19 protein-coding genes and 1 pseudogene are annotated in these 20,132 nt (G+C 67.2%); 11 read left to right on the forward strand and 9 right to left on the reverse strand.

What is annotated here, in order from left to right; all coding sequences use genetic code 11:
• Window positions 1–17 precede the first annotated feature (17 nt).
• The 6 genes and pseudogenes from QA861_RS14990 to QA861_RS15015 all read right to left on the reverse strand — a co-directional run bounded on the left by QA861_RS14990 (window position 18) and on the right by QA861_RS15015 (window position 6,236).
• A complete protein-coding gene (locus QA861_RS14990) occupies window positions 18–2,507 on the reverse strand; it encodes a hypothetical protein (protein ID WP_334588819.1) in 2,490 nt (829 codons plus the stop codon).
• 156 nt (window positions 2,508–2,663) lie between these two features.
• Entirely contained in the window at window positions 2,664–3,122 is a 459-nt protein-coding gene (locus tag QA861_RS14995) for a DUF6113 family protein (protein WP_334588820.1), read from the reverse strand.
• Window positions 3,119–4,018 carry an N-acetyl-1-D-myo-inositol-2-amino-2-deoxy-alpha-D-glucopyranoside deacetylase gene (gene mshB, locus QA861_RS15000; RefSeq protein WP_334588821.1) on the reverse strand — a complete coding sequence of 300 codons (900 nt, stop codon included), beginning with the start codon at window positions 4,016–4,018 and terminating at the stop codon, window positions 3,119–3,121. Before mshB ends, QA861_RS14995 begins: the two co-directional genes overlap by 4 nt.
• A 52-nt stretch (window positions 4,019–4,070) precedes the next feature.
• On the reverse strand, window positions 4,071–4,667 hold the full coding sequence (locus tag QA861_RS15005; protein WP_334588822.1) for a Uma2 family endonuclease: 597 nt from the start codon (window positions 4,665–4,667) through the stop codon (window positions 4,071–4,073).
• Window positions 4,668–4,790: 123 nt separating this feature from the next.
• A pseudogene (locus QA861_RS15010) lies at window positions 4,791–5,138 on the reverse strand (hypothetical protein).
• 174 nt (window positions 5,139–5,312) lie between these two features.
• Entirely contained in the window at window positions 5,313–6,236 is a 924-nt protein-coding gene (locus QA861_RS15015) for a helix-turn-helix domain-containing protein (RefSeq protein WP_334590559.1), read from the reverse strand.
• Here QA861_RS15015 and QA861_RS15020 point away from each other — a divergent pair.
• From QA861_RS15020 to QA861_RS15055, 8 genes are all read left to right on the forward strand, one after another.
• Window positions 6,204–6,941, forward strand: a complete 738-nt coding sequence (locus QA861_RS15020) for a DUF5753 domain-containing protein (protein ID WP_334588823.1) — start codon at window positions 6,204–6,206, stop codon at window positions 6,939–6,941. The two genes, QA861_RS15015 and QA861_RS15020, sit on opposite strands and share 33 nt — an antisense overlap.
• Entirely contained in the window at window positions 6,938–7,144 is a 207-nt protein-coding gene (locus tag QA861_RS15025; RefSeq protein WP_334588824.1) for a DUF397 domain-containing protein, read from the forward strand. Before QA861_RS15020 ends, QA861_RS15025 begins: the two co-directional genes overlap by 4 nt.
• A gap of 509 nt (window positions 7,145–7,653) precedes the next feature.
• The gene (locus tag QA861_RS15030; protein WP_334588825.1) at window positions 7,654–7,971 is read left to right on the forward strand and encodes a hypothetical protein; all 318 of its coding nucleotides are present in this window, start codon (window positions 7,654–7,656) and stop codon (window positions 7,969–7,971) included.
• A 72-nt stretch (window positions 7,972–8,043) separates the two neighbouring features.
• Window positions 8,044–9,360 (forward strand): hypothetical protein, encoded by a 1,317-nt coding sequence (locus QA861_RS15035; RefSeq protein ID WP_334588826.1) that lies wholly within the window; start codon window positions 8,044–8,046, stop codon window positions 9,358–9,360.
• A 35-nt stretch (window positions 9,361–9,395) separates the two neighbouring features.
• On the forward strand, window positions 9,396–10,034 hold the full coding sequence (locus QA861_RS15040; RefSeq protein WP_334588827.1) for a hypothetical protein: 639 nt from the start codon (window positions 9,396–9,398) through the stop codon (window positions 10,032–10,034).
• Window positions 10,031–10,639 (forward strand): hypothetical protein, encoded by a 609-nt coding sequence (locus QA861_RS15045; protein WP_334588828.1) that lies wholly within the window; start codon window positions 10,031–10,033, stop codon window positions 10,637–10,639. Before QA861_RS15040 ends, QA861_RS15045 begins: the two co-directional genes overlap by 4 nt.
• Before the next feature lie 776 nt (window positions 10,640–11,415).
• Window positions 11,416–12,021 carry a hypothetical protein gene (locus QA861_RS15050; protein WP_334588829.1) on the forward strand — a complete coding sequence of 202 codons (606 nt, stop codon included), beginning with the start codon at window positions 11,416–11,418 and terminating at the stop codon, window positions 12,019–12,021.
• Between the two features lie 281 nt (window positions 12,022–12,302).
• A complete protein-coding gene (locus tag QA861_RS15055) occupies window positions 12,303–13,037 on the forward strand; it encodes a hypothetical protein (RefSeq protein ID WP_334588830.1) in 735 nt (244 codons plus the stop codon).
• Between the two features lie 256 nt (window positions 13,038–13,293).
• On the opposite strand, the gene QA861_RS15060 is transcribed toward QA861_RS15055, so the two are convergent.
• The 3 genes from QA861_RS15060 to QA861_RS15070 all read right to left on the reverse strand — a co-directional run bounded on the left by QA861_RS15060 (window position 13,294) and on the right by QA861_RS15070 (window position 14,351).
• A complete protein-coding gene (locus QA861_RS15060) occupies window positions 13,294–13,584 on the reverse strand; it encodes a hypothetical protein (RefSeq protein WP_334588831.1) in 291 nt (96 codons plus the stop codon).
• Window positions 13,581–13,946, reverse strand: a complete 366-nt coding sequence (locus QA861_RS15065; RefSeq protein ID WP_334588832.1) for a DUF6247 family protein — start codon at window positions 13,944–13,946, stop codon at window positions 13,581–13,583. Before QA861_RS15065 ends, QA861_RS15060 begins: the two co-directional genes overlap by 4 nt.
• Window positions 13,947–14,156: 210 nt before the next feature.
• A complete protein-coding gene (locus tag QA861_RS15070; protein WP_006375723.1) occupies window positions 14,157–14,351 on the reverse strand; it encodes a hypothetical protein in 195 nt (64 codons plus the stop codon).
• Between the two features lie 176 nt (window positions 14,352–14,527).
• Between QA861_RS15070 and QA861_RS15075 the strand changes: the two genes are divergently transcribed.
• From QA861_RS15075 to QA861_RS15085, 3 genes are all read left to right on the forward strand, one after another.
• A complete protein-coding gene (locus tag QA861_RS15075) occupies window positions 14,528–16,645 on the forward strand; it encodes a S9 family peptidase (protein WP_334588833.1) in 2,118 nt (705 codons plus the stop codon).
• Between the two features lie 411 nt (window positions 16,646–17,056).
• Entirely contained in the window at window positions 17,057–18,085 is a 1,029-nt protein-coding gene (locus QA861_RS15080; RefSeq protein ID WP_334588834.1) for an ABC transporter permease, read from the forward strand.
• Window positions 18,086–18,211: 126 nt separating this feature from the next.
• Window positions 18,212–19,993, forward strand: coding sequence for an ABC transporter substrate-binding protein (locus QA861_RS15085; protein WP_334588835.1), 1,782 nt, complete (start codon window positions 18,212–18,214; stop codon window positions 19,991–19,993).
• Window positions 19,994–20,132 lie beyond the last annotated feature (139 nt).

Here is a 20,132-nt window from a genome sequence, read left to right on the forward strand (position 1 = left end):
CGTACCCGGCGGAGCGCTTACGTCGGGTTAATCTCGATGCTGCCCACCCGGTTGGTCGTGCTGACCAGCGCGGGGCGCATCGCGCCGATCACGTCCTCGACGGTGACCGGGGTCTTGTTGCCGTTGCCACGGGCGATGAGGACCTGGTCGAAGGTGGCGCCGTACAGCGCCTTGAGCGCTTCCTTGTCGTACGCCTCGACGAGCTTGCCGTTGATCGGCTTCACCTGGAGGAACTTCCACAGGGAGTTCTTCGGGCTGAACTCCACGCTCGGCTCACCGGTTCCCACACGGACGGTGACGTTCGCGGACATCGCCGGCGTGGCGAACTTCTTCATCATGCGGTCGACCTCGGCGTTCGAGATCGTCGGCTCCTGCGTCTTGGTGGGGACCTGGACCGGCGTGCTCGTGCCGCTCTCCACCTGGCTGCGGTAGGCGTTCTCGACGGACTCGGCGGCCGCGGCGGCGTCGATGCCCTTGCCCGCCTTGCCGTAGACGGCGACGGCCTTGCCGGACACGAACTTGATCGTGCCGTCGCTCGCCGAGCCGGCTCCGCCCGCCACCCGCTGGAGTGCGGCGGCGAGCTTCTCCTCGTCGACCGGCATGTCGGGTTCGACGACCCGCTGCTGCCCGAAGAGCGCGCCGATCACCGACATCGGGTTGTAGTCGCTGACGGCCGCCGCCCGGACCGTGGCCTGGGTGTCGAACTGGAGCCCCGCCTGGTCGGGCTTGAGGTCGACCGTCCTGCCGTCGACGGACAGCTTGAGCGGCTGGTTCATCCGGTCGTCGAAGGCGTCGTCGAGCTTCTTGACGGCGTCGTCACGGGTGCCGCCGCCGATGTCGACGCCGAACACGGTGGTGCCCTTGGGCACGTCGGAGTGGTTCATCAGCAGCCCGGCGCCGTAGGCGCCACCGGCGATGAGGAAGACGGCGACGAACAGCAGCGTCAGCTTGCTGCGGCCCTTCTTCTTCGCCTTCTTGCCCTTCTTGGGCGCGGCGGCGGCGGGCGCGCTCGGCGACACCGGCTCGGGCAGCTTCGGCGGGGTGTGCGGAAGCGGTCCGTCGGAGCGGGTGCCCGGCCCGAACGGGGTGTTCCGGTCGGTCGGGACGACGGGCATGCCGCTGGTGAGGGTGGAGCTGGAGATGTTGTCCACGGAGCCGCCGTAGCCGCCGACGCCTCCCGGGCCGGGGGCGTGCTTCTGCGGGGTCAGGATCGCGGTGTCGTCGCTGAGCCCACCGGCGAGCCGGCCGGTGCCGGCGACACCGGCGGCGGAGGGGTCGCCCACCACGGGCGGGATGACCGGGCCGTCTCCGGTGACGGGACCGCCGGTCGGCCCGGCGGGGCCGCGTCCGCGCGGACCGCCGGGCCCACCGAAGCCGTTCTGGCCGTTCTGGCCGCCGAAGTCACCGAAGTCGTTGGGCGTCGCGAAGTCATTGGGGGCCGCGAAGTCGTTCTGGGCCGAGAAGTCGTGCTGGGGACCGAATCCGCCGGCCTGCCCAACGAAACCACTCTGCCCGTTATGCCCGCCCTGCCCGTTGGGGCCGCCTTGCCCGTTGGGGCCGCCTTGCCCGTTGGGGCCACCCTGGCCGTTCGCGCCGACTGGGCCGCCCTGCCCGTTGTCCGAGAAGAACGGCAGGTCGTCGCGTCGCGGTTCACCACGGCCGTCGGCAGGCCCGACGCCTGTGCCCGGACCACCCTGGGTACGGGGGTTGCCGCCCGGCGGGTAGGAAGACCCGCCCGCCGGTCCCGCGCCGACCGCGAACGCACCGGTCACGTCGAAGGAACCGGTGCCGCCGCCGTGCCCCGGCGCCACGGGACCGGCGCCGGTGGCACCGGGGAGCCCGGCACCCTTCGTACCGCCGCCGCTGCTGCTGGGACCACCGGCGGCGCGGGGACCGCCCGCGTTGCCCGCGGCGCCCATGACGCCCAGACCGGGGCGCGAAGAGCCCGTGGAACCGCCACTGTTGGGACTGCCGGGGCGTGAAGCGCCCGCCGGTCCTGTGCCGTTGGGGCCGCCCGGGCGGGGGCCCGCGGGTGTGGGGCCCGAAGCGCCGGGCATACCCGCCCCGTTGCTCGCGCCACCGCCCGGACCACCTGCGGGCGCGCCGGACTTGCGCGGCGCGAACCAGTCGCTGGTCTTCTCACCGGGCTGGCCCGGGCCTTCGGCGGAGGCCTCCGCGACACCGTTGGACGGGGGCGCGTCCGGCGTTCTGCCGTCGCCTCCCGTCTGGGGCCGCCGATGGGTCCCGGTGGTCTCGGAGGACTCGGTGTCCGCGACGGGTGTCCGGACGACGACCGGCGGAATCGGCCGGGATCCGGGGATGTTGATCCGGATCCGGGTCGTCAGCGTGGTCTCGGTCTTGGGCCCGTCCGGCTCCGCGGCCGAACGGCCCGCGTCCGCACCGCCGTCGGACGCCATGGGCGTGCCGTACGGCGGTGTCCCCGAGGGGTAGGCGGCACCTCCGCGCCCGTTGGGCCCGGAGGACGGACTGTCAGTTTCACGACTCAAGGCAGGTTCTCCCGGTTGGCTCCGCCGCCCGACGCGACCTCACGCGGGCAGCTCGGCGGCGCGCACCACCATACTGGCCACGTCTGGCGCGTATCCCACGACCGCCGGAGAAACCATCACTGGACCCCCACGCGGTTGCGGCGGCGAAGTAGTACGTCACTTGCCAAGTCGGACGGCGGGACCGTCCGGTTGCCGCGTCCGGGCGAGCGTGGCACACATCACAGCGACAGCCATACCGCCGAGAAGGAAGAGGTACGAGCCGACTCCTGCGGCGAACAGGAAGTCCCCCTCCGGACGGCTGGCGGTGAGCAGGACGACGGCGACCATCCACCCGACCGCGGGCGCGACCGCCCCGGCGCGAGTACCGACGGCACGCGCCCCGCCGAGGAACAGCCCGGCCGCGCCGCCCAGCGCGAGCAGCAGCCCACCCGGGAACCACGCGGCCTGGACGAGCGCGCCCGCGGCCCCCACGACGGCCCCGAGGACGAAGAGCCCCAGGAAGCCCACCGCACGCCCCGGAGAGGGCACCACGAGCGGCTGGGCCAGCACACTGCCGCCCCCTGCCGCGGCCTTCCCCCGGGCATCACCCGCGGGTGCCTTCCCGTTCGCACTCATCGCGCACCACCCTCCCCGTTCGCTGCGATCCCGTCGAACAGATCGGTCTCACGCACAGAAATACGCTCAACACCATCAACGTGCTCAACGCGCTCCCCCCGCACCAATTCGTAGTACTCATCCACGAAGAGCGGCTGTGCCTGCTGGTTGGAGAGTGCGAACCAGGGCTCGGCCACCTCGATCTGCGTGGCGTGGGCACGCATCGCGGCGGCCTTCGCGGCGGCGTACGAGGTACCGTCGATGACCGTTGTGATGAACTCCTCGTCCACGACACCCGGTACGTCGTCGATCACCCCGGCCTTGAGGAAGGGCAACCCGGGCAGCGCCTCCCGAAGCCGGGCGAAGCCGTCCTCGGCGACCGGGCGGGGCACCCGGTTCCAGTACACCTTGGGCACACTCCAGCCGGCCTCGGCGGCCAGCTCCACGGCGCGCATGGCGACACGGTGTGCCTGGATGTGGTCGGGGTGGCCGTATCCGCCGTCGGGGTCGTACGTCACGACGACCTGGGGCCGGACTTCGAGAATCACCTCGACGAGGTACCCGGCCGCCTCGTCGACATCCGCCTGCCAGAAGCAGCCGGGGTCGTCGTTGTCGGCGAGCCCCATCATCCCGGAGTCCCCGTATCTGCCCGGCCCGCCGAGCAGCCGGTGATCGGCGACACCGAGAGCGCTCATCGCCTCCGCCAGCTCCCTGAGCCGGTACTCGCCGAGGGCGGCCCCGCTGAGATGCGCGAGCTCGGGCGGAATGACCTCACCACGCTCACCGAGGGTGCAGGTGACGAGAGTCACCCGGGCCCCCTCTGCCGCGTACCGGGCCATGGTCGCGCCGTTGTTGATCGACTCGTCGTCCGGGTGCGCGTGCACCAGAAGAAGACGCCGGTCGGGCAGTTCCGTCATGGGGTCAGCCTACGAGGCGCGGGGGGCGGGGCTGCTGCCGCCTGCCTGGCGGTCACTCCTCGGGGTAACGCGGCAGGCCGGTCGTCGGGATCGTCCAGTCGGCGATGGTGACGTCCTCGCCGTAGACGAAGTCCTTGCGGGTGGCGTAGCGGGGGCCGCCGGGGGTGGGGTGGATGCCGGTGAGGACGGCGCCGGTTCCGGTACGTGGGTCGAAGATCGCGTAGACCGGAATGCCGATCATGGGATAGTCGCGCATCTTGCCGAGCCAGTCGTTGGCCGGGTTCGAGCTGGACACGACCTCGATCGCGGCGATGAGGGTACGGGGATCGAACGCACGTTCACCCTCCATGGCCGTCTCGGCGATCAGCATGACGTCGGGGCGGCGCATGATCCCCTCGGATTCATCCTCCACGTCCGGGGTCCCGGTGTGAGCCACGAGCCCTTCCGGCATGACCTGCTCAAGCCGTCTCCGCAGGCGCGCCACAGTCAGTTCGTGAGGACCGTTGGGCCGCACCAGGTCGTGGACGATCCCCTCCTTGGTGACCTCGAACTTCCCGGGAAGCGTGTCGCCCATCGCCTGAACGAAGTCCCGCATGGTCCGGTACACGTGGGAGATGCTCCGCTGTGCGCTGTCCGGGCCCGTGGTCATCGCACTCGCTCCTCGTCATTTGCATGCGTGGCGGCCCCCAGGAGATCGGATCGGCAGTCACGGCAGCGACCGGAGCGGTACGAGCGGCATCCTCGGCGCCGAACGCGTACTCCCACTTCCAGCTCACTCGCGAGCTGCTTCCATGGCCTCGTCCAGGACGGAACCCAGTTCCCGCAGGGCTTCCCGAGCGGTGACCGGATCTTCGTGCTCCAGACAGCTCTTCGCATGCGCGTAACGGGCGGCCAGCTCGGGTCGGCGCGCGATTTCGATGTTCCTGGCCCAGGTCAGGACCCAGCTCTACACGGGGCTGAGGGACTGCCACTCCACCGCCTTGGCGAAGGCCTCGTCCTTCTGAGCCTGCATCTCCTCCAGACGTCCCGGTTCGACGGCCGCGAGGGCCGCGCGCAGAGCGTCTGGGGTGTGCTCGGGACGGGGGATCAGCTCGTGTCCATGGTCAGACTGGGTGCTCATCGTGTCCTCCTGGGGATGCCCCCGCCAGCGTATCGAGCCGGAGCGGCGGCCGAGCGAGCCTCGGGACGAGGCGGCCAACGCGTCGGCGGAGAACCTTTTCAAGGGGGACGAGCTGACCATGACGACACCCTGAGTCTTTCGTGTCGGGAAGGCGATGACGTACGCCGGTGTGCGTCAGGCGGCCATGGGTACGGCGGCTCGGCAGTCGCGGCAGCGACCTGGCTCTGGCGCGCGGAAGGCACGCTCGCAGCCGTCGCAGGTCTGGAGCGGGCTCTGGACGGCCGGTGGCGAGGCCGCCGGTGCGCGGTACGGCGCCGGGGGTGGCAGCTGGGCGGTGAGGCGGTGGGCCAGGAAGGCGGCCGGGCGGCGCATGCCCTCGGGTGGCAGGTCGCGGGTCAGCGCGTGCCGTACGGCCGTGGGGCTGACGTCTCGCTCAAGCCAGGCGGCGACGCCGGGCGCGAGGTGGGCCGTGTCGCAGACCGACAGAAGCAGGTCGGGATCGCGGCGGCGGAGCCCGGCGAGAAGCTCGGTGGCGGCCTGGAGGAGGCCCGGCCCCTTGTACGCGGGCTGCGGTACGGCGGGGAGGGGCTTGCGGGGAGTGCGTTTCTGGGGCGGGCCGGGGTTGGTGGGTTGTGCGGGTCGAGCGGGAGGTTCGGGTGTGGGGGCGTGGTCGCCAGGGAGTCCCAGCTCGGGAGCGGGAGCGGGAGCGGGAGCGGGAGCGGGAGCGGGGTCGGGGTCGGGGTCGGGCTGCGGCTGCGGCTGCGGCTGCGGCTGCGGCTGCGGCTGCGGCTGCGGCTGCGGCTGCGGCTGCGGCTGCGGCTGCAGTCGCCTACTCGGCCTCGGCTCGGTACGGCGATCGGCGTGGCTCCCCGTATGGCGTGCGGGCTGGTTGCACGAGGTCGTGCGGGTGACGATCCGACCGTCCGGGACGCGTTCGCGTGAGCGGCGCAGATAACCGTGGGTCTCCAGTTCACGCAGGGCGGCGGCGATACGGTCCGCCCCCTCCGGGAACTTCCTGGCGAGCGTCTTGATGTCGACGAGGGCACCGGCAGGCAGCGACTGGATGTGCACGGCCAGCCCGATGGCGAGCAGCGACAGCTCGGGGTGCTGGGCGAGGTCTACAAGATCGAGGGCGGTAAGCGGATCGCCCGCCCCGAGTACATGGACAAGGCCGACGAGGTGTTGGGGGCGGATGGGCTGATCTCCGCCATGAAGGAGGACCTGGAGAAGGTCCAGTACCCGAAGAAGATTCGAGCCCTGGCGAACATGGAGGCGAAGGCGGTGGAGCTTCAGCTCTACGACCCGCTGAATATCCACGGCTTGCTGCAGACCCCGGAGTACGCACGCACACTGCTGATGATGCGGCGCCCCGCGTACACCGCAAGCGAGGTGGAGCGGTTCTTCGCCGCGCGCGTGGCCCGCAAGTCGGTCTTCGAGCGGGATCCGGCACCTGAACTCGGGTTCGTGGTGGAGGAGTGGACACTGCGGCGTCCCCTTGGAGGGAAGGCGCTGCTGCGCCGTCAGCTCGAACACCTTTTGGAGGCAGGACAGTTGCGAGGCACCGAGCTTCAAGTTATGCCGATGGACCGGGAGGAGCACGCCGGTGTGGACGGCAGCATCGAAGTGCTGAAGTTCGCGGACGGTTCGGCGGTAGGGCGTTCGCCAGCGCTGGCAAACGGCCGACCGGTCTCCGATGCGAGGCAGCTCCGTATCCTTGAACTGCGCTACGGCATCATCCGAGGCCAAGCTCTCACCCCGCGTGAGTCAGCGGCCTTCCTCGAACAACTGCTGGGGGAAACATGAACCGCAACATCTCGCCCGAGGGCGCCTCCGGCCCGACGTGGTTCAAGAGCAGCTACAGCAGCGGCAGCGAGGGCGACTCCTGCGTCGAGATCGCCACGACCCTCGGCACCATCCACGTCCGCGACTCCAAGCACACAGCCGCCGGCCCCCGCCTTGCCTTCACCCCCACCAGCTGGGCCAAGTTCGTTCCGTACGCGACCTGACCAGCTTGCCGCGCGGACGCGGCAAGTCTGGGCCTCCCACTGATCGATCGCGCAGACCAGAGGCAGGCTCGACACCTTCCCCAGCATGGGAACGATCCTCGTCTGACACCAGGTCTTTCCGTAGCCCAACGCGTATTACCCCAGGCGCGTCAACGTGTGGTTGGCGGAAGAAGATCGAGTGGCTGGTTCGCAGTTCGGAGACGCTCCCGCTACGGCGTCGGCCTCAGCTGGCATTGTCGTTCCAGATGGGGCAGACAAGCCGGCCGTGAGGCCCAGACGGACAACAGCCCGTGGAAACAGAGTGTGCGCGGCTCGCGGCCTTGTTGCCCTACAGCTATGGGATCCCAACGGCCCCACCCGTAAGATCTTTGCTCATGCGGATGGTCAAGAGCTCCAAACGACGGAGCCACAAGTCATGCGCTGCGACGGCCCGAACGACCACCCTTTCGCGCCAGACCCATTCCAGCCAATGTCGGCTTGATTCCAGCAGATCAACACACGGGGGTGCAATGTCCGGCGAAGACGAGCGCGTTCGGCTCGATCTCGACGCGATCAGAGGCATGGGTACGGGGCTGAACAATGTGAAGAAGGCATTCGACGGAATAGATAAGCTTGGGCAATACCTGGAGGACTTCGGCGACGGCGACCTCGCCGATAAATTCGAAGACTTTATAGACAACTGGGAAATCAGTCGCGAGAAGCTGACGGAAGAGGTCGGCGCGATGGCCGAGATCGCCAAGGCGGCGGCGCAGGCGTACGAAGATATTGATCACCAGCTGGCTGAGGCAATCCGGGGCGCTCAAAGCACCAAGAAAAAGGGGAAATAGTTCATGGGGGGACGGCCGCGCGACTGGCATCCAGTGGCGGAAGGTGACCCCATTCCCGGGGACCCCGACCAGATGGCATCGCTGGGTAGGAAACTACGCAAGACTGCCGATGAACTTGAGCGTCAGATCAAGAATCTAAAAGCTGTTACTGAGGTCGACGCCTGGGACAGCAAGGCTGGCGAGGAGTTCCGGGAGAGGGCAAAAGGCAACACAAAGAAGCTCGAAGCCGCCTTCAAACGGTATGACACAGCAGCTGATGTCATCGGTGCCGAGGTGACAGAGGTCGGCGGCGGCTACCAGGACAAGTTGCATGCCAGGCCCAAGAACTACGCTTCCGACCTGAACCGCGCCCAAGAAATTGCCGATGCGGCCCTCAAGGATGCCAGGGATGCGGATGATCGCAAGGAAGCGGCACAGAAGAGCCTGGACGGCTTCACCGGCAAGAAGTCGGAAAAGAGTTCCGACGATCAACACCGTAAGAAAGCCGAAGCGCAGCGGGATGCCGCAAAAGATGAAATCGAGACGGCCAGGGAGAAGATCAACGAAGCCAAGCAGATCCGGGATGATGCGGCAAAGCGTGCCCGGGAGTCGATTGAAGCAGTCGTCGACCATGACTCGTTGAAAGACGGATTCTGGGAGACGTTGGTCAAGGCCATCGCCGACGTCACGTCTGTCATTGCCACGGTGTGCGGGATTCTCTCCCTCGTTGTGGGCTGGATCCCAGTGATCGGGCAAGCGCTGGCCGGAGTCCTGGGCGCCATCGCAATGATCGCCACCTTGATAAATTTCTTGGCGACCTTCGTGATGGTCCTCCAGGGGAACGCCGAATGGCTGGATCTGGGAATTTCCGCGCTCGGATTCTTGATGATGGGTGTTGGCAAGGGATTCTCCAAAATTGCCGGAAAGTTCGCGAAGGGTGCGCTCGGCAAGTTGGGCAGGGCCGGGGCCGCGAGTACCGCCCGCCAGCTGAGCCGAGCCAACAAGAACCTCAGGAAGCTCTCCGGGAAGTCGTTCAAGCTCGGCAAGGGTGATGTGTGGAAGTCGATGAAGGAACCCTTCACCGAGCCGTTCTCGAAGAGCGCGTGGAGTAACAACCTCAAGGCTCTGAAGCCCGGAAGCGGCAACTACGTCGCGGCACGCAACGAAATCACTGCGCGTGGCGGGGGAAGCTCCTTCAAGGGGCTGGGTAATTCGTTCTCCATCGCCGATCCCGGAGTTGCCTCCGATCTCAAGTCCATCAAAATGGGCACTTCGGCACTCGGCGGCCAATTCGACACGAACGCCGTCAACGCGATCTCCAAGACGGCTAGCCGTATGTCCGGCATCGGCGCTGGCATTACGCTGGGCGGCCTGTTTCTGGACGGTAACCTCAACCCGCTCCTGGGCTGAGCCCAGCGACCGCGCCCCTGCGCGAAAGGAACGACATGACCACACCAGACGATGGCGCTCCCCTGGTCGAGGCATTCGAGTGCCGATTCGACTTTCAGCCCGGATGGATCGACCTGACGCTCAAAGAGGGCACGAAAGCCGAAGCCAAAGCGCTGGCCACAGAAGTTGTCAACACACTCAATCCACTCGCTCTGGAGATCGAGAAAAGCGCGGTCTTCGACGACATGGTCGAGCGGGCCGTAGACCTGAACGACGACGTCCCGACCCTTGCTGCTGCGTACTACGCCGAGAACGGCGAGGCACTCGCCAATCTGATGGTCGATTCCTACGGCGATGAGGGTGTAAACCGCCCCACCCGGGAAGAAGTTCAGCCGCTGCTCCTGGAGTGGGGGAACGCCGAGCCCAAGGGTGAGCCGCAGGTGACATATCTGGAGTTGCCTGCCGGACCAGCCGTTCGGGTGCAGTCGATGCTCCAGGTGAAGCGTATGTTCGGATTCGGGCGGAAGTTGACCGAATTCATCAAGTACGCCGTTTTCCCGCCCGGAATGACGAGTCTCATTGTCGTGACGGTGACTTGGGAGGCGATCGCTCGCACGGAGGAAATCACGGAGCTGGCCGACGAGGCGGTCCAGACTCTGCGGATCACCCTGCTCGCCTCAGGAGACACCGAGTGAAGACAGCCAACGAGTTCACTTCTCCTCCCCAGGACTACAACGTTGTCGTGCCGGACGGCTGGTTCCAACTCGCACTGGACCCCGACGATCGGGATCGCGGCATCGTCGCCCTGACTGATCGACAGTTCCGCGGTGTGGACAACGCTCCTCATTTGAAGGAGCAGTTCATGCGGGATCTACAGAGGCAGGCGAAAAACGCCTACAACGCCGGCGGCACGGAACTCTATATCTCCACCCTAGCTATCGGACCAGTGCCGCTGGCCTCGTCCCTGCTGATCAGCGTTCCAGCGCCTGACGAGTGGCCCAATTGCTCGGACGCCGAAGAACTCGCGGAACACCTGGCCGGCCAGAACGCCGACGACATCGAGGTTGGCGTTGTCGAGTTGGCCGTGGCGGGCAAGGCAGTGCGCCAGCGTCGCCGGGAGGCGGCTGCTCCTGAGGCGCAGATGGGCAACACCCTGCCGACCACGACGCTCACGTACTACGTACCCATTCCCGCCACCACTCGCTGGCTGATGTTGAACTTCTCCACGCCAATGGATCCTCTGGCGGATCAAATGGTGGCACTGTTCGACACGGTGGCAGGGACCTTGCATTGGGGCTGAGGCGATGACGGGGAATCAGAGCGGAGGATCCCAGCTGCGTAAAGGACTTGGGATCGCCGGGTTCGTGATCGTTCTGGTAGGCGCCGGTGCTGTTCTTGTGCTCGTTCTGGGTGCCTAGAAAATATTTGTGCGAAAAACGGCGCCTTTGGTGCTGGACTTGCCTGGCGACGCCTGGACCTTTGGGATTCTCTGCGGTCTGATCTCGGTCTTCGGGGTGTTCTCTGGGCACCGTCTCCTCGTGGCCGGCCCATACGGAGAGGCGTGGATTCGACGCGTGGCCCGCTCCGTCGCGACGGCTGTCTGCTGGAGTGTGGAATTGGCATCCCTGAGCTACGTGCTGGGATCTCTGCCTGGCAGGAACTGCTCGTCGTACAGGTCATGTGCATACATTCCCGACACGGACAGCGCACTCATTGCATACGCGGGCGCTACGACCCTCGTCGGGTGGCTCATCCACCGCGTGAGTAACGCGCGAACAGAGGAGCGTCGGACGCAAGAGCGCGAACGTGTGCGCAAGATGCGTAAGAAGGGTAAGAGCCGGGCGGAGGCACGGCGAGGGTGAGCATGATATCCGGGATATTCAGGGCCATGCCTTCGTCTCTCTGCCCACTTTGTCGAGTACTCCTGACCCACTTCCGGCACCGAGTACTTTGGCCCACGGCACGCCGAGCATGCCATCATCGCCAAGCACGTCGATCATCTACCTCGGGGACAAGCACATGCTGACCATGCGACGGGCGTCTGCGACCTGCCTCTTTGCTGCCGCCATCCTGTCTATGACTGGTTGCAGCAACGATTCGGCCGACGGATCGGGCAACGACAAGATCGCCGGAGCGGATACGGGTGAGTCGGGTTCCGCGACGCCCTCGGCCGCTGTCTCCGCTGCGGCCGAAAAGAACGCACCGACCTTCGACTTCCCGTCGGACATCAAGGTGACAGTGAAGAAGGACCCGACCGGGGATGCGAAGAAGGACGCGATTCTGCGGGACGCGGCGTACGCGGCCCAGGCTCGCGTGGAGGCGTTCACCCAAGGGAAGGGCCAGACCGCCAACATGAGCCGCTACTTCGCGGCCAATGCCCTCACCTACTGGGCCGAGCGGGTCTCGACGTTCGAGAAGGAAGGGCTCACCGTCTCAGGTGCCTACCGGTACTTCGGCTTTGAAGTCACGGATGTCGTGAGCGGTCAGGCAGCGGTCCGCTACTGCGAGGACCAGAGCAAGGCATACAACAAGGAGATCAAGACCAACACAGTGCAGCGCACCCAACCGAGTGACAAGGACTTCGTCCTGTACACGTTCCAGACCGCGCTGGACTCCGCCGGTGACTGGCAGGTGACGCAGCAGAGTTGGAAAAAGGGGGACGCGTCGTGCGTACAGGGGTAGGGGCAGGTGCTGCTCGTCATAGTGTCCGGGCGGCGGCGACCACAGGTCTGGTGCTAGTGCTGGGGACAGGCCTCCCAGCGTATGCAGGCGAGACCACTAGCGGCGATGAAGGGACCACAGCGCCCACCCAGCCGGACAAGAGCAGCGGCGGCGAATCCGGCAACGGCACAGTTGGTGCCAACATTCGTATCAGTCAGAGCCGCCCCAGTGCGAGCGGCTCGACCACGACCGCCACGTCCTCGAACGCCAATTGGAAGCCTCCGGTCTGCTGGTACGAGCCCATGTACACGGCGGAGGAGTATGAGGAGTTCATCAAATCCTCCTACGGAGGGGCGGGGGAGCCTGCGGCCAGCTACGCGAGGAAGCGGGACGAGGAGAAGTACCACAAGGGCGACGAGGGATTGTGGTGGCAGGTGAAGTTCCGGAACGACAACTACACCGACGTATGCCCTGTCACCACCAACAGCTGGGAAATCTGGGTCCCCCCGGCCGATCCCCAGCCCGACCCCAACAAGCTCACCCCGGAGATTCTCTCCGAACTGGCGTATAACTCCACCAAGTTGCCCATTCCACCCGTGAAGCTGAGCCCGAGCGCGGATCGACTCATCGTCAATCTGGGTACGCGAGTGGCATTCGAAGGTGACTTCGACCGCGTCTGGACGACGGCCAGCATCAACTACAAGGGTATCCAGATGGCCGCGACCACTGTCGCGACCCCTGTGGCGCTCAGGGTCGAGGCCGGCACCGCGGAAGCCGACCCGCAATCGTGCACGTACGACCTGGTGCGGGGAAGGAGCGGTTATACGGTCCACAGCATGGATACGGGCTGCAATGTCACGTACCGCCGTTCGTCGGGCACTGGTACATACCCCTTCAAGGCGTCGATCACCTGGCGGGTGACCTGGACAGATTCGGCCGATCCGGACGGTCCGACGCGGCAGCCGAGGTTGCCAGACGGACTGTCCACGTACGAGCAGAACGTGGCCGTCAAGGAAATCCAGGCCGTGAACCACTGAACCGACCAGCTCTGCATACCATTTCGGCCGGGGCCTGGTGGCCGTCCAAGCGATCTCCAAGCGGGGACGACTCTGCCGGGGCACGGTTCCGTCGTTGGCGGCTCTTCGTATTCGAGCGATACTCGGGGACACTCGACGCCCGGCAAGTGAGGAGCTGCGGGAGTGTCACATTCCCGCAGCTCCTCACTTTGACGCACTGACAGGGTGCCGCGTCACTCAGGTTCGGAGACCGCGTTGGCCCGGCCAGACCGCCTTCTCACAGATTGACGCGCTTCACGTACACGCGCTTGCGGTACGGAACGACCTGATACCAGACGAGGATCGTGCCGGTGCTGTAGGTGCGCAGCCGCATGGGATTCGGGTCCTCGTCGAGGCGGCCCTCCGGATCGAGACCGTATGCGGCGAGGTCGGCCAAGGCTGACGCGATGACAGCGACCGACTCCCGGTCTGGGGCCTTCATACCGCCGACCACCCACTCGGCGTCCGGATCGTACTCCCAGGCCCACCCGGTGACGTCGTCCTCAATACCTTCTTGCCGTTCGTTCACCGCAGACCGACTCCGGCCTCCTCGGACGCCGCGTCGAGTATGCGGGTGACCGCAGCCTGGGCCTGCTGGAAAGCGTCCTGCGGAGCGCTCGGGTCGGCGATGGTCCGCTCAGCCTCACGCATCATCCGCGCCTGCTCAGGGTGACGCTCGATGGCAACGAGTGTGGCCCACTTCTCCAGGAACAGCCGCATAGGTGTGATCGACGAGAGCTGGATGGCCTGGTCGAAGGCTTCTCCAAGGTCGCGGTCGAACTCGGGTAGCCGGGAGAGTGCGATCTGCTTGACGGCCTCGCGGAGGGCATCACGGGTGGTCGGCGGCTGCGGGATGAGCGGTGGCCGTGTTTCGGCGTGCTGTGCACTCATGCGTTGCTCCCTTCGACGCTGCTCGTCACGACCCTAGCCGCGCTCTCATGCGAAGAGCGAGTTGTTCAGGGGCGCGCCTAGGCGGCAGAGACGCGGAGACGCGTCTGCCGAAGCCGGGCTCCGGTCACCCACCCCCCGGAGCCCGCCACAGCCCATCAGCAACCCACCGGCAGCCCACCCAAGGCGCTGCCCGGCGAGCGGAGTGAGGGTTCAGAACTTCAGGTCGCCGATCATGCCCGCGATGCTTGTCGTCAGGTCGCTGATGGTCGGGGCGAAGGTTGATGAGGCCATGTAGAACCCCAGCAGCATGCACACCACCGCATGCCCTCCCTTGAGCCCTGACTTCTTGATCAGCAAGAAGACGATGATCGCCAGCAGCACGACCGCCGAAATCGAAAGTGCCACGGCGGCTCACCTCCAAGGGGCCCAGGGATGCAGGGGGTCTGACTATGGGGGCAGTAGATCCATACAGTGGCCAGCAGGTTCATACCCACTCGCCGCCAGTGATCATAACTATTCGCCCGCGCGCATCGGTCGGCGCACGGCCGCACAAGGGGGCGCATGGCCAATATGGTCGAGCCATGACTATCGAGCCCGTCTCCTTCCCCCGTCGGCACGCCCGAACCCAGCGATTCACGCTCGGCGCGCCCCGCGCCTTCAGCGTGGCGCCCGACGGTTCACGGGTCGTCTACCTGCGGTCCTCCGCCGGCACCGACCGGGCGAACAAGCTCTGGGTGCTCGACCTCCCGGACGGCGGCGAGCGCGTGGCAGCCGACCCGTTCGCGCTTCTCGGCGGGGCCGGCGAGAAGCTGTCCGTCGAGGAGCGGGCGCGTCGGGAGCGCAGCCGTGAGGGAAGCGCCGGAATCGTCGGTTACGCCACCGACTCGGCCGTGGAAGTGGCCGCCTTCGCCTTGTCCGGGCGGCTTTTCGTGGCCGAACTGCAGGCCGGGACAGTGCGCGAGATCCCCGCCGCGAAGGCCGTTCTCGACCCTCGCCCCTCCCCCGACGGGCGGCTCGTCGCGTACGTCGCGGACGGTGCCCTGCGCCTCGCCGACCTGGCCGGCGGGCAGTCCCGCGTGCTCGCGGAGCCCGAGTCGGAGACGGTGACGTACGGGCTGGCGGAGTTCATCGCGGCCGAGGAGATGTCCCGTTCACGCGGCTTCTGGTGGTCCTCGGAGTCCGATCGGCTGCTGGTCGCGCGGGCCGACGACGCGCCCGTGGACCGCTGGTGGATCTCCGATCCGGCGCATCCGGAACGTGAGCCGCAGCGCGTCGCGTATCCGGCGGCGGGGACCCTGAACGCCGAGGTGCGGCTCTTCGTACTCACTCTCAGCGGGGTGCGCACCGAGGTCGTCTGGGACCGGGCGCGGTACCCGTATCTGGCGCGTGTGCACTGGTCAGGGGCAGGAGCGCCGCTGATTCTGGTGCAGTCGCGGGACCAGCGCGGGCAGCTCTTCCTGGCCGTGGACCCGGACACGGGGGCGACCCGGATGGTGCACGCGGAGGAAGATCCACATTGGCTTGATCTTTTCCCTGGTGTGCCCTGCTGGAGCCCCTCCGGACAGCTCGTACGGATCGCCGACGAGGGCGGCGCCAGGGTGCTGGCGGTCGGTGAACGACCCCTGACGGGCGCCCAGTTGCACATCCGGGCAGTGCTCGATGTCACCGCCGACGACGTGCTCGTGTCGGCCTCGGCAGGTGAGGCTGCGGTCGGCACCGAGATCGGCGAAGTACACGTCTATCGAGTGAACGAGCTCGGGTCGGAGCGCGTCTCGCAAGAGCCCGGCGTGCACTCGGCAGTTCGCGCCGGGGGCGTGACCGTGCTCCTGTCGGCGGTGCCGGACCGGCCGGGGACCCAGGTGCAGGTGCTGCGCGACGGGAAGCAGGTGGCGAGCGTCGCCTCGTACGCCGAAGACCCCGGTTTGTCCCCGCGCATCACCCTCACCGAGGGGGGCGCACGCCGAATTCCATGCGCCCTGCTTATGCCGACCGACTACGACGGCGTCACTCGCCTCCCTGTCCTCATGGACCCCTACGGTGGTCCGCACGGCCCCCGAGTGGTCGCCGCGCACAACGCGCACCTCACCTCGCAGTGGTTCGCCGACCAGGGTTTCGCGGTGGTCGTCGCGGACGGCCGGGGCACTCCGGGACGCTCGCCGGCCTGGGAGAAGGCGGTGCACGGGGACTTCACCGTCTCCCTCGACGACCAGATCGAGGCCCTGCACGGCCTCGCCGAACACCACCCGCTCGACCTCTCCCGGGTGGCGATCCGGGGCTGGTCGTACGGCGGCTGGCTCGCGGGGCTGGCGGTGCTGCGGCGCCCCGACGTCTTCCACGCGGGCATCGCGGGCGCCCCGGTGACGGACTGGCGGCTGTACGACACGCACTACACGGAGCGATACCTCGGCGACCCGGCCACGGCACCGGAGGCGTACGCGAACAGCTCGCTGGTGACGGAGGCCGGGCTGTCCTCGCCCGCGGACCCGCACCGCCCGCTGATGGTCGTCCACGGCACCGCCGACGACAACGTGGTCTTCGCGCACGCCCTGCGCCTGTCCTCGGCCCTGCTGGCCGCGGGCCGCCCGCACGAGGTACTCCCATTGTCGGGCGTCACCCACATGACCCCGCAGGAACAGGTCGCGGAGAACCTGCTGCTGCTCCAAGTGGACTTCCTGAAGCGGGCGTTGGGGCTCTCGTAGGCCCCGCACACATCTCGCGCGGATCTCGTGCGGGCACGGCAACGGGCCGGGGCTACATGGCGAGCCCCGGCCCGTTTACGGCACCCGCACGGCCGTACGTTCCTCAGAGTGGCCCGTCCATATATCGAGACCGGGTCGGCCAAGTTGCCTGCATGTTAACGCGGTTCATGTGTGTTTGTACGGTTATTCCTACCCGTCGGTAAGATCGTCCCGGATTCCGGACCACCTCGGCCACGCCCGGCCGCCCCTCGGCTTCCCCCGCCCCCTCCCCGGCTTCCCTCCCGCTTTGGTCATGGCCGTCCAAAGCTGACCCAAGTGGCGCCCCACCCCTGAGTCAAAGGGCAAAAGTCCACATCAAAGGCGTCAACAAAACATTGACGGCGACTGAAGCGGCGCTGAAAAGTCCCCAATGTGACCTCGCCTATACCTTCCGCCACCGCACCCCAGGTGGCGGCCGATTCCGGAGCCGTTCCGCCGACGCCCACCGCGCCGGCCCGCGGCGGCACCGGCCGCTCGCCGGGCCGGATCGCCTGGCTGCGCTTCCGCCGCGACCGCACCGGTGTCGTCTCGGCCGTCGTGGTCGTGGTGTTCTTCGTCGCGGGCATCGGAGCCCCGCTGATCTCCAAGCTCTACGGCAAGGACCCGTACACCACGTACGGCCAGAACGGCACCGGCCTGCTCAACGAGTTCGGTTTCCCGATCCGGCCCAACGGCGGCATCAGCGGCGACTTCTGGTTCGGAGTCGAGCCCCAACTCGGCCGGGACGTCTTCACCCTGCTGCTCTACGGCATCCGCAACTCGCTGCTCATCGCCACGGTCACGACCGTCCTGGTCACCCTGTTCGGCATCGCCGTCGGTCTCACGGCCGGCTATCTGGGCGGACGGATCGACAGTTTCGTCGGCCGGGTCATCGACATCCTGCTGGCGTTCCCCTCCACCCTGTTCTTCATCGCCTTCTGGCCGGTGATGATCTCGATCTTCGTGTCACCGGAGGAGAACACCCCGACCTGGCTGACCGTCGTCAGCCTCATCTCCGTGATGACCGCGTTCGGCTGGGCGCCCCTCGCCCGGCTGCTGCGCGGGGAGGTACTCGCCCTGCGCGAACGGGAGTTCGTCGAGTCCGCCAAGGTCACCGGAGCCTCCCCGGCCCGGATCGTCTTCCGGGAACTGCTGCCCAACCTGTGGACGCCGATCCTCATCCAGGCCACCCTCGCGCTGCCGATGTACGTGACCACCGAGGCGGCGCTCGCCTTCCTCGGGGTCGGGCTCAGCGACCCCACGCCCGACTGGGGCGTGATGATCCAGCGCGGGGCGCAGGTCTACCAGAACGACATCACGTACATGCTCTTCCCCGGCCTGGCGATGGTGATCTTCGTGATCGCCTTCAACCTCCTCGGCGACTCCGTGCGCGACGCACTGGACCCGAAGACCAGGCGCTGAGCAACAGCGCTGCCCCCGCCCGCACCCGCACCCGCACCCGCACCCCGCACCGCAGAAATCCGGAAACACCGGAACAACCGGAACCACCGGGAACACCCCTTCTCCCTGATTCAGGCAGGACACCCCATGTCTCTCTCCCGCAGAAACTTCGTCATCGCCACCACGGTCGCCGCCGGCGGCTCCATGGTTCTGTCCGCGTGCAGCAGCGGTGGTGGGGGTGGTGGCGGCACGTCGGGGGGCGGCGCGGCCGGGACCAGCAAGTTCGCGTCGGTCAGCATCGGCACCGCGAAGGACTCCACGGGTCCCGCGCCGGAGATCCCGGGGGCGAAGAAGGGCGGCACGATCCGGCCGATCGGCCCGCAGGACTTCTCGCACCTCGACCCGCAGCGCATCTACTACTCGTGGAACTCCGAGATCGGCAACCTCTACATCCGCTGCCTGACCGGCTATCGCATCGACGGCGGCGCGATGAAGCTCGTCGGCGACCTCGCCACCGACACCGGCACCATGTCGGACGGCGGCAAGACCTGGACGTACACCCTGAAGGACGGGCTGAAGTGGGAGGACGGCAGTGAGCTGACCGTCGACGACGTACGGCACGGCATCGAGCGCGGCTTCGCCACCTTCACCACCGAGGGCGCCACCTACCTCCAGGCCGCGCTGACCGGCACCAACGACTTCCGCTCGGTCTACAAGGGCCCGTACGACGGCAAGCACCTCGACTCGGTCGTCACGGACACCGCGAAGAAGACGATCACCTTCCACCTCAAGACGGCCCGCCCGGACCTCAACTGGACGCTGGCCATGCAGTCGTACGGAGCGGTGTCCGCCAAGCACGACACCAAGGAGAAGTACGACAAGGATCCGTTCTCCTGCGGGCCCTACCGACTCTCCGCGCACTCCGTCGACAAGTCGCTGACGATGGTCCGCAACACCCACTGGGACCCGGCGACCGACCCGATCCGCAACGCCTACCCGGACACGTTCGCCTTCGAGTTCGGCCCCGAGGCGCTGCAGAGCACCGACCGGCTGATCGCGGACTCCGGGACCGACCAGTACGCGGTGATGGCGTACAGCGGGGTCCCCGCCGAGCGCATCCAGAAGGTACTGACGACACCCGCGCTGAAGAGCCGTACCGTCGACGGGCTGCTCACGGGTCTGTACTACTACGCCATCAACTGCAAGCGGATCACCGACGTGAGGGTTCGTCAGGCGCTCAACTACGCCTGGCCGTTGCAGCAGATCCGGACGATCTACGGCGGGCCCTCCGCCGGCGACTACGCGACCACGATCCTCGGCCCCGACATGGCCGGCCGGGTGAAGTTCGACATCTACGGCAAGCTGACGAAGCCGCAGGGCGACACCGCGAAGGCCAAGGCGCTGCTCAAGGAGGCCGGCAAGCTCGGCCAGAAGATCGTCTACACCTACCCGCAGGGTGGCAACGACGCCTACGAGAAGACGAAGGTCGTCATCGCCAACGCCCTGAAGGAGGCGGGCTTCGACCCGGTGATCAAGCCGGTGGAGTCGACCAGCTACTACGACCAGGTCCAGCAGATCGACAACTCGTTCGACGTGATGTGGTTCGGCTGGGCCCCCGACTGGCCCACCGGCTACACCATGCTCCAGCCCCTCTTCGACGGCCGCACGATCGCCAACGGCGCCAACAACGTCTCCCAGCTGAAGGCGAGCTGGGTGGACGCCGCGATCGACAAGGCCGCCGCCATCACCGACCCGACGCAGGCCGACGCGGCGTGGACGGCCCTGGACAAGCAGCTCATGGAGAAGGAGGCGCCGATCATCCCCGAGACGTACCAGCGCCGCTTCTACCTGTACGGCAGCAAGGTCGGCGGCACCGAGTACGACCCCCTGAACTCGTCGTTCGTGCTTTACAAGCTGTACGCGAAGTAGAGCTGGAACTGCGGTTCTTCGGCTGCGGGCCGGTGGGGGCTGGTCGCGCAGTTCCCCGCGCCCCTAAAAGGGCGCGTTACCGCACCGGCATTCATCGATACCACCGCCCCCTCCCACCCGACCACTCCGGCACCGGTCC

Source organism: Streptomyces sp. B21-083 (assembly GCF_036898825.1).
Taxonomy (GTDB): domain Bacteria; phylum Actinomycetota; class Actinomycetes; order Streptomycetales; family Streptomycetaceae; genus Streptomyces.

Bases quoted from the DNA above. Each gene is read 5' to 3' on its own strand.
- QA861_RS15050 (WP_334588829.1), top strand. From the start codon at position 11,416: ATGACTGGTTGCAGCAACGATTCGGCCGACGGATCGGGCAACGACAAG.
- QA861_RS15065 (WP_334588832.1), bottom strand. From the start codon at position 13,946: ATGAGTGCACAGCACGCCGAAACACGGCCACCGCTCATCCCGCAGCCG.
- QA861_RS15085 (WP_334588835.1), top strand. From the start codon at position 18,212: ATGTCTCTCTCCCGCAGAAACTTCGTCATCGCCACCACGGTCGCCGCC.
- QA861_RS15025 (WP_334588824.1), top strand. From the start codon at position 6,938: ATGAACCGCAACATCTCGCCCGAGGGCGCCTCCGGCCCGACGTGGTTC.
- QA861_RS15005 (WP_334588822.1), bottom strand. From the start codon at position 4,667: ATGACCACGGGCCCGGACAGCGCACAGCGGAGCATCTCCCACGTGTAC.
- QA861_RS15055 (WP_334588830.1), top strand. From the start codon at position 12,303: ATGTACACGGCGGAGGAGTATGAGGAGTTCATCAAATCCTCCTACGGA.
- QA861_RS15075 (WP_334588833.1), top strand. From the start codon at position 14,528: ATGACTATCGAGCCCGTCTCCTTCCCCCGTCGGCACGCCCGAACCCAG.
- QA861_RS15035 (WP_334588826.1), top strand. From the start codon at position 8,044: ATGGCATCGCTGGGTAGGAAACTACGCAAGACTGCCGATGAACTTGAG.
- QA861_RS15030 (WP_334588825.1), top strand. From the start codon at position 7,654: ATGTCCGGCGAAGACGAGCGCGTTCGGCTCGATCTCGACGCGATCAGA.
- QA861_RS15040 (WP_334588827.1), top strand. From the start codon at position 9,396: ATGACCACACCAGACGATGGCGCTCCCCTGGTCGAGGCATTCGAGTGC.
- QA861_RS14995 (WP_334588820.1), bottom strand. From the start codon at position 3,122: ATGAGTGCGAACGGGAAGGCACCCGCGGGTGATGCCCGGGGGAAGGCC.
- mshB (WP_334588821.1), bottom strand. From the start codon at position 4,018: ATGACGGAACTGCCCGACCGGCGTCTTCTTCTGGTGCACGCGCACCCG.